This is a genomic window from Petrimonas sp. (assembly GCF_963921705.1).
Taxonomy (GTDB): Bacteria; Bacteroidota; Bacteroidia; order Bacteroidales; family Dysgonomonadaceae; genus Petrimonas; species Petrimonas sulfuriphila.
Genome location: NZ_OY997410.1, coordinates 1,725,425 through 1,738,869, shown reverse-complemented (window position 1 = coordinate 1,738,869; position 13,445 = coordinate 1,725,425). Strand labels below are relative to the sequence as shown.

At 42.3% G+C, this 13,445-nt stretch carries 12 protein-coding genes; 1 reads left to right on the top strand and 11 read right to left on the bottom strand.

The window, feature by feature from the left end:
- Positions 1–12: 12 nt before the first annotated feature.
- From AACM02_RS07190 to AACM02_RS07170, 5 genes are all read right to left on the bottom strand, one after another.
- The gene (locus AACM02_RS07190) at positions 13–1,395 is read right to left on the bottom strand and encodes a fimbrial protein (protein ID WP_339116511.1); all 1,383 of its coding nucleotides are present in this window, start codon (positions 1,393–1,395) and stop codon (positions 13–15) included.
- Positions 1,396–1,405: 10 nt separating this feature from the next.
- Positions 1,406–2,332, bottom strand: a complete 927-nt coding sequence (locus AACM02_RS07185; RefSeq protein WP_339116510.1) for a FimB/Mfa2 family fimbrial subunit — start codon at positions 2,330–2,332, stop codon at positions 1,406–1,408.
- Positions 2,333–2,455: 123 nt separating this feature from the next.
- Positions 2,456–3,607, bottom strand: coding sequence for a fimbrial protein (locus AACM02_RS07180; protein WP_339116509.1), 1,152 nt, complete (start codon positions 3,605–3,607; stop codon positions 2,456–2,458).
- Positions 3,608–3,709: 102 nt separating this feature from the next.
- Positions 3,710–5,176: an OmpA family protein gene (locus tag AACM02_RS07175; RefSeq protein WP_339116508.1), complete on the bottom strand. Its 1,467-nt coding sequence runs from the start codon at positions 5,174–5,176 to the stop codon at positions 3,710–3,712.
- Positions 5,177–5,192: 16 nt separating this feature from the next.
- Positions 5,193–5,771, bottom strand: coding sequence for a DUF3575 domain-containing protein (locus tag AACM02_RS07170; RefSeq protein ID WP_339116507.1), 579 nt, complete (start codon positions 5,769–5,771; stop codon positions 5,193–5,195).
- Positions 5,772–6,450: 679 nt separating this feature from the next.
- Here AACM02_RS07170 and AACM02_RS07165 point away from each other — a divergent pair.
- Positions 6,451–7,689 carry an AraC family transcriptional regulator gene (locus AACM02_RS07165; RefSeq protein ID WP_339116506.1) on the top strand — a complete coding sequence of 413 codons (1,239 nt, stop codon included), beginning with the start codon at positions 6,451–6,453 and terminating at the stop codon, positions 7,687–7,689.
- Here AACM02_RS07165 and AACM02_RS07160 read toward each other — a convergent pair.
- From AACM02_RS07160 to AACM02_RS07135, 6 genes are all read right to left on the bottom strand, one after another.
- On the bottom strand, positions 7,654–8,625 hold the full coding sequence (locus AACM02_RS07160) for a hypothetical protein (protein ID WP_339116505.1): 972 nt from the start codon (positions 8,623–8,625) through the stop codon (positions 7,654–7,656). The genes AACM02_RS07165 and AACM02_RS07160 overlap by 36 nt on opposite strands.
- Positions 8,626–9,046: 421 nt before the next feature.
- On the bottom strand, positions 9,047–9,391 hold the full coding sequence (locus AACM02_RS07155; protein WP_339116504.1) for a hypothetical protein: 345 nt from the start codon (positions 9,389–9,391) through the stop codon (positions 9,047–9,049).
- 64 nt (positions 9,392–9,455) lie between these two features.
- Positions 9,456–9,617 (bottom strand): hypothetical protein, encoded by a 162-nt coding sequence (locus AACM02_RS07150; protein WP_214062396.1) that lies wholly within the window; start codon positions 9,615–9,617, stop codon positions 9,456–9,458.
- A gap of 425 nt (positions 9,618–10,042) precedes the next feature.
- The gene (tsaB, locus tag AACM02_RS07145) at positions 10,043–10,729 is read right to left on the bottom strand and encodes a tRNA (adenosine(37)-N6)-threonylcarbamoyltransferase complex dimerization subunit type 1 TsaB (RefSeq protein WP_339116503.1); all 687 of its coding nucleotides are present in this window, start codon (positions 10,727–10,729) and stop codon (positions 10,043–10,045) included.
- A 113-nt stretch (positions 10,730–10,842) separates the two neighbouring features.
- Positions 10,843–11,157, bottom strand: a complete 315-nt coding sequence (locus tag AACM02_RS07140) for an RNA-binding protein (protein WP_214062394.1) — start codon at positions 11,155–11,157, stop codon at positions 10,843–10,845.
- 229 nt (positions 11,158–11,386) lie between these two features.
- Complete coding sequence (locus AACM02_RS07135; RefSeq protein WP_339117442.1) at positions 11,387–13,444, bottom strand: M3 family metallopeptidase; 2,058 nt, start codon at positions 13,442–13,444, stop codon at positions 11,387–11,389.
- Position 13,445 lies beyond the last annotated feature (1 nt).

Here is a 13,445-nt window from a genome sequence, read left to right as displayed (position 1 = left end):
CATTCTCCATTTTTACGGGTTTGCGGATTGTTTGATTAATACCCTGTTACCGGGGCCTACCAAAGGACTACCGCTGAGCAGCGGTATCTCCGATGAGTTTCCACCGTACAGCACATTAATATAGAACTCTGTCGTGCGTTCTTCTGCACCCGGAAAGTTTGTTGCCTTGACGGTTAGGGTCACCTCGTCGTTTCTACCTCCCTGGTATAGTCCTTCGAATTCAAAATCAGTGGGATTGGTGAGATTCGCTACCCATGTGGCGTCGATCGGGTTGGTCAGTTTAAACGTAAAGCTGATTTTCCCATTCTCGTTTACACTATACGTGAAATTATTGGATGTCGGTTTGGGGAATAGTGTGAACGTCCTATCAAACAATAAACTTGACGGTAAATAATTCCAGGGAAGCACACGGGAGAGAATTGTCAGCCCATCGAATTCGCCGATATTTTTAACAGTACCGACGAGTTGGTACGCATGATTTCTTTTCAGGGAGTAGAGGTGGTCACCGGGGGTGGTGACCGACGAGGAGGGGTCGCCCGCGTTAATCACGGAAGAAACGTTCTCGTTGAGATAAACCCGGTATTTTGTGGGTACGTTATTGTACAAGGCTTCCACTTCCAGTTGCGTGGCGAGTGACTTAACACCGCCTGTAAGGTTCTCGTATACGTAAATGTTCTCGTATCCACTGATGGCAGTAGCAGTAGTACTCAAATCGATGGCAGTGGGCAAGGCATGCGTCCAATTCCAGTAGGTCTGATCAGAGATGCTTGCACCTCCTGCCCAGATGGCAGTTTTTTCTGTATTGTTCAACAGGCTCACCCTGGTAATTTTCACTTCGGCATCCGTATCTTTCTTCAAGGTCAGGCTTATTTTTGCCGCTACCCGTGTAAGGGTGACGGAAGTATTGTTTCTTAAGGGATCCTCTATGTTGGCAACCGACACACCCACAGATTTTCCAGTCATCAAAAGTGGAAGTGTCAGCGGTGCGCTGATCTGATCGCCAAGTATTTCCATCAGTCCGGTTTTAGTGGTGATGGATTCCAGCAGAGGAGTCAGTGCACTACTCTCATTGGCCACCACGTAAACCTCTTTGTTGCCCGTGGCTACTTCCAACACGAAAGGATTAACAAAATCACTGTTTCCGGATGCATAAAACTTGTTTTTCTCAACGTATTCACCTGCGAATACAAAGACACGCACCTTATCGATAGCTTGATCGCCGGTAAAGAGGGGATCGCCAGCTGCACGAGTTGTCACTCCATCAAGTGACACGACTATAATACCCGGTTCTTCGTCTACCGTCAGGTCGTCGGAGAGGCATGATGTCAATAAGGCCATAAGTACTGTTATAGCGACAATTGCCTTTAAGCTGAATGGATATGCTGTTTTTTTCATTGTCTCGAATTTATAGATATTCTACGTACTGGAAGACCTGATTCCAAGGAGTGACATTGACATTGATGCTTAATGTTGCCTTGAAATCGATAAGGATGTTCAGTGTCCGGCCTACCTCCGCATTGAACGGTTTTCCCATGCTGTCCCTGTCGGCCGTGAAGATCACCTCCCCGTTATAAAGAATGTCCACCACTATCGATTTTCCAAATGCCGCAGGAAAAATATAGAAAATGGGTGCTACGAAATTGCCGTTTTTGTTAAATGTTGCCGGCGGCGAGTAAAAAGAACGAGTTCCTGTCAGGTTGCCGTTCATGTCATAGGTATCGAGCGATTCGCGCACTGAATAGGAGTAGGAGCCTTCCCCATTGCCGTTCCATTGCTTCAAGTTTAGGGAGGTAATGGTTACTCCTGCGGTTTTTCGGGTGATTTCCAACACATGCGATGTGCCGGATGTTGTTCCTCCATACTCTACCGGTACGCTGATGGTTCCGTAGAAAAGATCACTGGGCGAATACGCCATGCGTTGATCTGTTTGTTCGGAATCCGCTGATCTCAGCCTCACGTAGAGGTCTTTCAGTTCTTTTACGTCGCTTATATTCGAATAGTCGACGTTTTCATCCAGGTTGCCCCAAGCGACAAACTTGAGTAAAGAGTGGCCGGGATAATCCATCACAATCTGCAATGCCTTACGCTGTTTCACCTCGCTGGCGGAGAGATAGAAGCTCTTGAATATCTTTTCCTCCTCATCGAACACAAACATAATCACTTGCTCAACATCTCCCGATTCAGTGATGTCATTTCCGTCGGCATCCACTACCTTAACAGTTATCTGGAACGGGCGTGGACATACCGACAAGTCTTCTTTCAGGCAACTGCTCAGCATTACTGTCAGCAATACTGCTACAAGTATAAAGCTGTATTTGTTCGTGCTATTCATCTTTTGTTGTTTTATAGTTTCTTCTTGTTCCGCGGAAGGGTATCACTCCCCGCCGCGGTAATTTTAAATCATGACCCATCCCATTCTGTTTGTGAAGAGAAAATGGAGGTTTAGGCTAGATTCTTACCAACTTACGTTTTGGTTAACCACTACCCAAGGTACAACAGAAACGGTTACTTTCAGACAAGCTTCTGCAGGTTCGTCAATCGTCGGGTTACCGGCTTTGGTGAGGTCAATCGTGATGTTGTACTGGGTGTTGCGGATAACGGTACCGTCGTGAGCAACTTCATCGCCGGTATAAGTGTACCCATCCATCGTTTTATTAACGTACACTTTGTAATAGGTGAACCCATCAGAATCGGTATGTACACCGGGGAGTAGGTAAACATTACCACCTTCAGCAGCATCGTACAATTTACCTTTCAGCACAACGAATGTTTCTTTCTTGGCTGTCGAGTCGTTTTCGTGTACATAGAAGTACTTGGAATTGGCGGCATCAAGCGGAGTGCCTTTAACGTTCAGCACGGGATCCAAGATTTCAAGCAAAGTAGCATCTTTAATTCCTTCGGGAGCTGCTACGTAAGAATTCTCGGGACTTGGATACGCGCTTCCGAACAAAAATTTGGAAGTAGCGTTCAGCAGCGATGCACCGAAAATATTGGAGGTTTGGCGAACGTTGAACATGGCTACTTCAGCCAACTCAAATCTTTTGTAAGGAGCTTCCGCAGCAAAAGATGTCGATACACCAACAACCGCTACGCGGGCATTTACTCTTTTTACTTCAGCGGCCAAGGTGTTGCAATCGCTATGGTCTGCCTTACACTCGGTTAATGTGATTTGTGCCGGTTCCGCAGTCATTAGCATACCGCCGTCAATGTTTTGAGAAAGTGTGTTGGTTTTTGCCAACAGGGCAGCTTTAGTGGGCTGAGTTCCCAAGTTTCCGTTAGCCACCACCACTACTTCTTTAGCGCCAACTGTCAAGCCGAGAATTTGAGCAGAATTTGCATCCGCTTGTTGGTGATATTTTTCCAAGTTTCCATTGGTATTAAATACCCATACTTCATACCCATTTACTGCGCTTTCGGCCGTTGCCAAAGCCGCATCGTTAATATTGCCGGCTATACGAGTTCCTGCTCCCGGTTCACTGATGGGTGTAACCGACACGGTTAATATGCCACCTTTTTCCTGCTGCACTTCGGGAGTGTCATTGTTGCAAGCTGTAAGCCCTAATCCTAAGGTGATTACACCCGCTAAAAATAATTTTCCAATTTTCATAAGTTGATAATTTAAAAAGTGAATAATTTAGTTTAATTTAATCTGTTTAATACGTTTGTTTACTTTTAATGTTTATTCTTAAGACTCTCATCTTCAAGCTCTCTACAAGTTATCTTCTATATATTGTTGGAGTTGTTTTGCGTTGTACTCTGCATCGGCATTGCCTGCCTGAATAGCTCTGTTGAAGTATTGTTTGGCTCGGGCAGTATCTCTTTTTTGGGCATATGCTACCCCCATTAGATTCATTGCTGCAGGGCTCTCGTTATACTGCTCCAGATAGGCCAAGGCTGCGTCGGGCCTGTTTGCACGTAACTCACCTACAGCAGCGTTTAAGCAGGCAACTTCGGCATCGGGAAAAGTTCGACAGGCAATATCAAATACTTCCCTGTATTGCGGGCTATCTGCTGGATAGGTATTGGCCACCAGATACATCTCATTGAGACTTAATACTTTAGGTTTTGTTTTAATAAGTTCTTTGGCTTCCTCAACGTTAAACGTACGTGAAACGAACGTCACCTCATAATCGTTGCGGCGAAGCGGTGGAAAATACTCCCTGAGCATGAGCCTGTAAGTTAAACCGCCGTTCAACTCCATGAGTCGTTTTTCGCGGCCCTCGTTTATACCTACGTTGTCGATAATGTTAAGGACAGCTTCTTTATCGGTCAAAGAGGAACCTTCAACAGCTTTCCGTAATCCTTCCCAGTCTTCGCCGAACCACTGTACGTTAAACCGGTCCCGTGCATAGCCGTATTTCTTCTCCATATAACGGGCAAACGTTTCAGCACGGCGTTGAGAGAGGAGCATATTGCGCTCGTACGTGTCTTCAGGGGAAGCATAGCCGGAGATAGTGAAATTAGTAATTGAGAGATCAGAATCGGCTTTCAGTGCATGAACTACACTGTCTACTCTGGCCAGTTGCTCAGCATTGTTCTGGAAGTCCGGCAGTAAATCGTAACGTCCCACGATGTAGTTGAGGTGTGCGCTGAATATTTCGCTTCGCACTTTTACTTCTTCCACTTCGGGTACGATATAGGACATGCGGAAGTCGGGAATGAACTTGTCGGCCAGTATCCTCTGCGAAACCAATTTATCGGGTTGCATGTCCGAGCAATCGGCACAACCCACTACTTCCGTTCTCAGTAGCAACCGTGCATTTCGTTGCCAGTCCGAATATGGCAGAGTGGCGGTATAATGCATCGACTGGGCCGTACCGTTCCGGCGCACCAATTGTTTTTCCACCGGCATGGAAAGGTGTGTTTTCCCATTCCACTCAAACGGCCTTTGGAGCACTTTATTCCGTAGTGTCCCTTTCACGGCTATAGATTCTAATTCTACTTCATTTTGATTGGAGACTATTACAGGTGTGATAATCAGCATATCATTTTTGTTGAGCCTCAAGTTGTCGAGGTTCATATCCATGGTCACGCTTGTTACGCCCCCTTTCTTAGATATAGCCTGGTTTTCAATAACTATCTGATCCGTGTAGTTGACTTGAGCCGTTACTACCTCATGGCTTACGAACAAGGCAGTCATCGTAACAAGCAATCTGTATATACTTTTCCGTTTCATACGTACTTCCATTTTTTTATTTTATAAGATAAATAAGGGATATTGCCGCTTTAGTTACACCCAAATAGTTTTGGGTATCGCTGGATATTTTGCTTCCGCACTTCACACAGGTAAACTTGTCGTACGTCAGGTAAGCATAGCCTGCGCCGATGCTGAGCTCAAAATTCCACCTGGGTGAGATTAACCACTGATGCCCGTAACTGATGCCAGCTCCGTAAGCAAAACCTTCGTAGCGGAATTCGTTTAAATTGGATAAACGACCTACTGGAATATCTATTCCGCCGATGTTGTATTCGCCTGCCAATGCATGCAATCCAAAAAAATGGCCGTTGAAACTTTCGCAAAGCCAATACCTCAGCTCAGGCTGAACAATCCAGTGTTTTGCTTTTTTGTTGTCGTTAAATACAAAAGGGTTGAATCCTCCTCCTACTTCGAGTGTGTACTTACGATTAAGGGCAAATTCTAAACCAACATTTGGTGTACCTGCTGCCGCCCAATGAGCGAAATTGGTTTTGACTCCGACTGTCTGGGCATGTAATTGATACGTTCCCAGTATCAATACTATAATCAGAATTAATTTATTATGCTTGAGCATTTTATTTGTAATATTGGGTTTGTAAATGTGTGAAACTGCAAAAAACAGACACAAAGTTGTATTTTTCGGACTCATAAATAACTGATAAATCTCCTATTTTATAAAATAGTGTATCTTTTCCACATTTTTTTCTCATAAATGAACCCTTTTAGTCACCTTATTTTTTTACCTTTATGAATAAAGGCGGGAAAGGTCTAAATAATTTTTAATAGGGTTTTTTATTGAGAATTCATTTTTTTGTTGATGCAAAATTAGGATAGCCCAAAAGAAAAAGTTATAACTAAAACGACTTTTTTTTGCACTTTTGAGACACTCCAGGAAGTTAAATTTGGACTAAACGAGCATGATGAAAAAATCATACTTCTGATAATGACAAGGTTAAAAAGGAACTTTTTATACAAATCCGATAACGAAAAAAAGTCAAAATATTTAATAAAAAGGACACATTCGAGAAAATCAGCGAAAATGACCGTTAAAACATAACTGCTTATATATTAGATTCTTGATGTTTTTTCTTCATAATTGACAGCTTTTTTTGAAGACAATCTTTTTTTCCTATTTCATAAAATATTCCCAAATCGTCAAAAAAATTCTCATACGGTAAAAAATAAAAGAATAAAAGGAGATGAAATTTGCAGCAGATAGATTCTTTTTTTAATTTTGTCCTAAATTTGTTGCCATGTTATACCCTATCTTTTCTATCCTGCCCGCAGCTGTATGTGTGTTTTGGATATTTTTACTGCTCGTTGATAAGCAAAAAAACAGGTCGAAAAAGTTTTTTATCCTACTACTGATCTTTATACTGGTCAACTTTATTGCTCATGCCGCTTTTTTCAATTATAAATATGAATTATATACCGTGCTAGACAGCATATGGGTGTTTACTTCATTGCTTATCTTTCCACTGTACTACTATTACATAAGGATATTGACGACGGATCCGGCGATACAGTATAAGTGGTCCTGGCTTGCTTTACCATCCTTTCTGCTGGCCATATACAGCGCAGTGATCTACCTGTTGATGACACCGGCAGAAATGGAATCATTTATACAGGGTATTATGTATCAAAAAAGTGGATACGAGCCTTACTCCCGGTTAGTTCGTTTGCAGATTTTGCGTGAATACCTCTTTAAAGTCCTGTTTTCAGTTCAGGTCATTTTATCGGTTTATTTTGGTTTCAGGCTTATCAATAAGTACAACAAAAAAGTAAAGACGTTTTACTCGAACCTCGGAGGAAAAGATTTAACTCCCCTAAAATGGGCTGTTGTTGCATTACTCCTAGCATCACTGGTTTCGGTGGTGGCGAACAGTATTGGAAATAGCTACTTTATTGCACGTCCCCGGCTTATTTATATATCTTTTGCTATTTATTCTGTCTGTATTTTTTTCAGCGCTTATGTGAGCTACATGCAACGATTTACCATTGAACATTTTTCTCAAAATGTAAAAGAGTATGAATCAAGCAAGGTCTTTACGGGTAAAAAAACCGTTGCTCATTATTATATTCCCGGTATGGACAACCAGAAGTCATTGCGGGACCGTTTGATCTATTTGTTGGAGAAAATAGAGATTTTTAAAAATCCAGAACTAAAGATTTCCGACGTTTCTTTGTTGTTAAAAACCAACCGTACTTACGTCTCAAAGGTAGTCAATGAAGAACTCAATACCAACTTTTGTGATTTGGTGAACAGTTACCGGGTCAATTATGCCGAAGAATTGCTTTGTTCGCCGGAACAAGCTAGTTCACTTTCGATCGCGGAAATTGCGGAAATGTCGGGATTTTCAAGTGAAAGTTCCTTCTACCGGGTGTTTAAAAATAAAAAAGGTATTTCTCCAGGTATTTATAAACAGCATAGATGTAATGTTTTAATACATACCTCATCACTCCATACAATCCACAACACGCTGCACGTCTAAGTGAATTCCGTAATATGCATATGCATCAACTATTACGGTTGTCTCGTTGCCTTTATACGTAGTAAACAGGCCGGGGGCCGGGTTACCGCTGGGAGCCGTTTCATATCCCTGAATTTTTACCGACTCTGCAACACTCTGCAACCGGGCTCCGTTAAGCGCGGCAAGAGTGATGGTTACTTTACCATCCACCACTTCGGAAAAAGTTACGGTTCCAACCAAGTAGTTTTGACCGGCAAAAACATTAACGGGAGTATTGGCTACATAAGGAGTATAGGTAGCCCAGTTACCTTGTGCTACGTAACGGGAACCTGCAGCCCAAGCTGTTTCGTCCTGATAACACACCTCTACCGGCGGTTCATCTTCACAAACGGCTATGCAATATTCAAATTTCATAAACCAGTTTTTACCCACTTTTCCGCCTTCTCCAAAGGCTGTTTCACTTTGAACTATTTCGCCGTCAACCACTTTAACCACTTCGGCATGAGCGGCAACACATATACAGCCTTCGGGCAGTGTGTCCAGCGGAATTTCAACATAATAGAAGGTTTGCAATCCGTTAAATTCAACTTTATAGGGGAATCGTCCCGGAACAAGATTGCCTTGTTTGTTCACCGGTAACTTGTCGCAAGCGCCCACAAAAAGATGAATTGCTTTCATTTTCCATTCCCCGGTAGTTTCGTAAGCAACATACAATTTTTCTTTGTTGTTAACTACATATACTTTCCCGGCTTCGTAATGTTGTCCAGCCATGAGGCGAACTTCTTGTACATCACGACAGGGATCTACGCAAGCGGGAACTTCTACTGCTCGGGTACCGGCAGTAACGGCAACAATACCTTCTTCCTCAGCAAGATTCAAGTCATTGGAACAGGAAGAGTAAGTGATGGCCATTGCCGACGCGGCAATGAATGCGAAAAACAAAACAATTTTTCTCATAAATAATAATTTTAAAATGATTAAACATTAAAAAAGAAAAAGATTTCTTCCGTTGTCAAAAATAAACAGGTTCCTCATTTTTGGTTATAACTAAACGGACAATTTTTTGGACAATAGGAACATTAACATTTGTGAATTATGACCCTGCAGGCATTCTTAATCATTATCTACAATATAACCAATGTGTTAATAAATAATTTGAGTCTATTTTATTTATGTTGTTTCTTCAGATAAGATTTAACCTGTTTGTTAATGGGGCGGGGGAAATGCTGTGACTTTTCACAATATGCTTCTCTAGCAACGGTAAACATCAAATCTCGCAGACTTTTGCTACTGGTAGACTGCCTGGGCATCAATTTAGATAAGCAGAAAAAAAGCCGAATCACTACGATTCGGCCAAGTAATTTTTGGGAACAACTATTTACTTTCTTTGAGTGAAATAGTATTTATCACCATAAGAGTCAGAAAGGATCAACGTATTCTCCATTACTTCATAGATGAATGTGTTCCCTTCGGAAGTAAGGGTTCCCGTTTTTAATGATGAATCGAAAGTGTAGTTGAATGACATTGTTAAAACACCAGCAGTCATTGTGGCCTCTGTGTTAGATATAACTTTGACAACAACCATGCCATTATAGTAATCCAACATTACACCAATCCATTCTGTGTTTGTCAAGGATCTTAATTCGTACGCGGAGACAACAGTATCGTCTTTTTCACAGGCGAATAATACCGCCAATAGGGATAATAAAATTACTTTTTTCATTTGCTTTTAGTGTTAAAATAAGTTGTTTCATGATTTCACATCTTCTTGCAAGTTTATACATTTTTCAAAGTATTAAGCAGTGGGCATGGAGAACAACGGCCTGTTCAATGGAACAGGTTGCTCCTTCGAACGAAAAACGGTTGTTGCCCGCAAGCCCTACATCCATTTCGGCACAGCTAGTCAATAGAAAAGCCACCGCTAAAAGCACAAATAAAATCTTTTTCATTTTTTCCATTTTTATAGTTTACAGATTGTGTAGATTAATTATCCGGCATGAATCAATTATATGTTCAAGCCGGATAATACTTCCAATTTTTTGTTAAAAAAGTCTTTACAGAAAAAGGACACTTTATTATCCTTTTAGGATACCAAAATCTTTTACTTTACGCAACAATATTTACTTTATGTCCGTTTATTGTCAAAATTATTCTAATTTTTTTATTTAGCAAGATTTATCGGTTTTTTTTGGACATTTTTTCAAAAAAAAAGTCTTTTGAGGGAAATTGGGGGTATTTTTGTAAAAAAAGAAGGAAAAGAATTAAATTATAGCTTGTTACAAGCATATATTACAAAAAAAGGACACAAAAAGGACCTGACAAACCCTGTCAGAGCGATAGTGTTTGAAAGAAAGGAAGGGAAACAGACGGGTGTTTAGATTATTTTTTTCTTGGGAACAGTAGCAACAAACTCTTTCAGGTAAAAAGGCTCGAAATAGGCAGAGTCAACAAAATCAGAGGCGGCAAACGCATTTTCAGCCAAGGCAGTCATAGCTTCTGCCTTTGGTTTTACAGCCGGAATAAACGAAGCGTTCGGATGCAGGATAATACCTTTACATTTTTCGGCACCGTTGCCAAAAAACAGGATTTTTTGATTTTTCAGTAACTCGGCATAACTCTCTTTATCCACGATATCTGCCGAGGTGGCACGAATAACCTCCAAGTTCGCGTTGAAGATGGTAGCATAGACCTCCATTCGCCGGGCATCAATCATAGGGCAGAGCAAGTGGTCAGGTTCAATTCCCGTTCTCATCATCCAAGCCATAATCTTGTGGGTGGGAATAGCAATAAGGGGGACTTCCAATCCATAGCTCAATCCTTTGGCTTCCGATACTCCGATGCGTAATCCGGTATAAGAACCGGGGCCGCTACTTACCGACACAGCATCGATCTTCATACCGTTATCGCGGACAAACTGTATCATTTCTTCCACAAAAACGCCCAAGGACGTAGCGTGCGATTGTCCGTTCAGGTTTTCCCTGTTCAGCAAAACTTTTCCTCCGGACGATAAAGCACATGAACAAACTTCTGTAGCTGTTTCTATATGTATGATAGTAGGCATAGGGGTTGTGAGTTTATAAACTGCCTGGTATAACGCTTAATGATAGCAATGGTTCATAAAAAAAGACTGCACATAAACGCGCAGTCTCCTTTTCTTTGACCTATTGAGAAATATCAATATCTTCTTTCACGATTTCCGTAACCGCCTCTGTTACCACCGCCTCTATTGCTACGTTGATTATCTCCTTCGGCACGGGGACGAGCTTCTGATACTGACAGTGTACGACCGTCGTATTCAGCTCCGTTCAATTCTTCAATAGCGCGCTGACCATCTTCGTCAGCCATTTCAACAAAACCGTAACCTTTCGATCTGCGTGTTTCTCTGTCAGTAATAATTTTAGCTGAGGTAATCTCTCCGTATTCCTCAAACAGTTCTTTTAAATCGGCGTCGTTAATTTGATAACTCAAGCCTGCAACAAAAATGTTCATGTAAAAATAAAAATAAAATAAATAAAAAATTAATTGGTGCAGAAGATATTGTATAAAAGATAAGGTTAAAGAATTGATTTGCCCCTGAGAAGGAAGAAAATAACCAAATACCCGTTTCTGCTATAAAAAACTTTTGCAGCAACAAAGGTAGGAATAAATTTGTTGTGACAAAACAAATTAGCAAAAAAAAATAGCCTTCGGTCATCATTTTTTTACCGAAGGCTATTTTTCACTGTTTCACTCCGTTTCTTTCTAATAGGGCATCGATGGAGGGTTCGTGCCCGCGAAAACGTTTGTACAGAATCATTGGCTCTTCAGTGTTTCCTCTTTCCAGAATATTTACCCGGAAAGACCGAGCCGTTTTCTTGTCAAAGATTCCGTTTTCCTTAAAGGCCGCGAAAGCATCTGCATCTAGTACCTCTGCCCATTTATAGCTGTAGTATCCGGCAGCATACCCTCCGGAGAATATATGTCCAAACGCTGTCGACATGCTTGTTTCAGGCACAACCGGAAGTAATTGCACCGGACGCATCGCTTTTTGTTCAAATTCACGGACATCTCCGTCAAACGGTTGCCGTAATGTGTGCCACGCCATATCCAGGTATCCGAACGAAAGCTGACGAAGTGTCAAGTAGCCGGTATTGTAATTGGCGGCATCGATGATCTTCTGCACTAACTCCGCAGGCATTTTTTCACCCGTTTGATAATGGAATGCAAATTTATCGAGGTATTCTTTTTCTACTAACCAATTTTCCATAATTTGTGACGGAAGTTCCACAAAATCACGATAAACACTTGTTCCCGACAAGGTTTCATACGTTGATTTCGCCAACATGCCGTGTAAGGCATGTCCGAACTCGTGCAGGAATGTTTCCACTTCGTCGAAAGTGAGCAGTGCTGGCTTTGTTTCGGTGGGGCGGGTGAAGTTCATCACGATGGTGATGTGCGGACGGCTATCCACTCCGTTCTTCACGAATTGCGACTTAAACGACGACATCCAGGCACCCGAACGTTTTCCCTCTCTCGGATGAAAATCAGTAAACAGGACAGCAAGAAAATCGCCGTTGGCATCCATCACGTCGAACGCCTCGACTTCGGGATGATAGACAGGCGTTTGGCTATTTTTCACAAAGGTCAGCCCGTACAGGTCGGTAGCCAGTCCAAAAACTCCTTTCTTCACGTTCTCGAGTTCAAAATAGGGACGCGTCATTTCGTCGTTAAGGTCGAAACGCTCGTCTTTCAACTTATCGGAGTAGAAACTCCAGTCCCACGGCTGAATTTCGGTCGGGTTCCCTTCCATTTTGACAGCAAAGGCCTCCACCTCTTTCACCTCCCGGCGAGCTGTTTCTCCGTAAGCCCGGGCCAGCTCTTCGAGCAGGCTGTAAACCCCTTCCTCGTTCTTTGCCATCCTATTTTTCAGGGCGTAGGCGGCGTAGTTCCGGTAACCCAGCAAATTGGCAATCTGCAGGCGTAAGTTTACGATTCTTTTAATGTTTTCTTTATTGTCAAACTCTCCACCCATAACACTTTTGGTGTTGTAAGCCATGTAAAGCTTCTCGCGCAAGTCACGACGGGTAGAATATTTCATAAAACCGATGTAGCTAGGAGCCGACAAATCGAACATCCATCCTTCTTTTCCTTTCGATTTTGCCTTGGCAACAGCTGCCTCCAGAATGCTCACGGGCAATCCGGCCAGATCGGCTTCATCGGTGAGCAGCATTTCGAACCGATTGGTTTCTTTCAGGTTGTTTTGCCCAAAATCGAGGGTTGTTTTGCTCAGCTCCATCGACAGCTTCCGGTAGGTTTCCTTGTCTTCAGCAGAAAGTGTTGCGCCGCTATTCTCGAACTGTTCATAGTATTTTTCCACCAAACGGATCTGTTCAGGGAGTAAACCCGAAGTCAGGCGGTTATCATAAACCATTTTCACCCGGGCAAATAATTTTTCATTCAAGTTAATGTTGTTGGAATGTTCCGATAATTTCGGGCTCAACCGCTGCGAAATCATCATCATCTCATCGTTACTTTCAGCACTCAGTAAATTGAAGAAAACACCGCTCACACGGTTCAACATTTCGCCTGAATATTCCATTGCAGCAATGGTATTCTGAAAAGTCGGCGCAAACGGATTAGCAGCAATGGTTTCAATTTCAACCTTGTGCTGCCGGATAGCTTCATCGAAAGCCGGCTCATAATGCTCAATCTTGATTTTATCGAACGGTGGCGTGCCGTATGGAGTATCGTACGGTTTAAAAAAAGGATTTTCATCCGCCATTGAAGCGGTGGTCATA

Excerpts from the sequence above, each read along its gene's own strand:
- AACM02_RS07190 (WP_339116511.1), bottom strand. The coding sequence starts at position 1,395 with ATGAAAAAAACAGCATATCCATTCAGCTTAAAGGCAATTGTCGCTATA.
- AACM02_RS07150 (WP_214062396.1), bottom strand. The coding sequence starts at position 9,617 with ATGAAAAAGATTTTATTTGTGCTTTTAGCGGTGGCTTTTCTATTGACT.
- AACM02_RS07185 (WP_339116510.1), bottom strand. The coding sequence starts at position 2,332 with ATGAATAGCACGAACAAATACAGCTTTATACTTGTAGCAGTATTGCTG.
- AACM02_RS07155 (WP_339116504.1), bottom strand. The coding sequence starts at position 9,391 with ATGAAAAAAGTAATTTTATTATCCCTATTGGCGGTATTATTCGCCTGT.
- AACM02_RS07175 (WP_339116508.1), bottom strand. The coding sequence starts at position 5,176 with ATGAAACGGAAAAGTATATACAGATTGCTTGTTACGATGACTGCCTTG.
- AACM02_RS07140 (WP_214062394.1), bottom strand. The coding sequence starts at position 11,157 with ATGAACATTTTTGTTGCAGGCTTGAGTTATCAAATTAACGACGCCGAT.
- AACM02_RS07165 (WP_339116506.1), top strand. The coding sequence starts at position 6,451 with ATGTTATACCCTATCTTTTCTATCCTGCCCGCAGCTGTATGTGTGTTT.
- AACM02_RS07180 (WP_339116509.1), bottom strand. The coding sequence starts at position 3,607 with ATGAAAATTGGAAAATTATTTTTAGCGGGTGTAATCACCTTAGGATTA.
- AACM02_RS07135 (WP_339117442.1), bottom strand. The coding sequence starts at position 13,444 with ATGACCACCGCTTCAATGGCGGATGAAAATCCTTTTTTTAAACCGTAC.
- AACM02_RS07160 (WP_339116505.1), bottom strand. The coding sequence starts at position 8,625 with ATGAGAAAAATTGTTTTGTTTTTCGCATTCATTGCCGCGTCGGCAATG.
- tsaB (WP_339116503.1), bottom strand. The coding sequence starts at position 10,729 with ATGCCTACTATCATACATATAGAAACAGCTACAGAAGTTTGTTCATGT.
- AACM02_RS07170 (WP_339116507.1), bottom strand. The coding sequence starts at position 5,771 with ATGCTCAAGCATAATAAATTAATTCTGATTATAGTATTGATACTGGGA.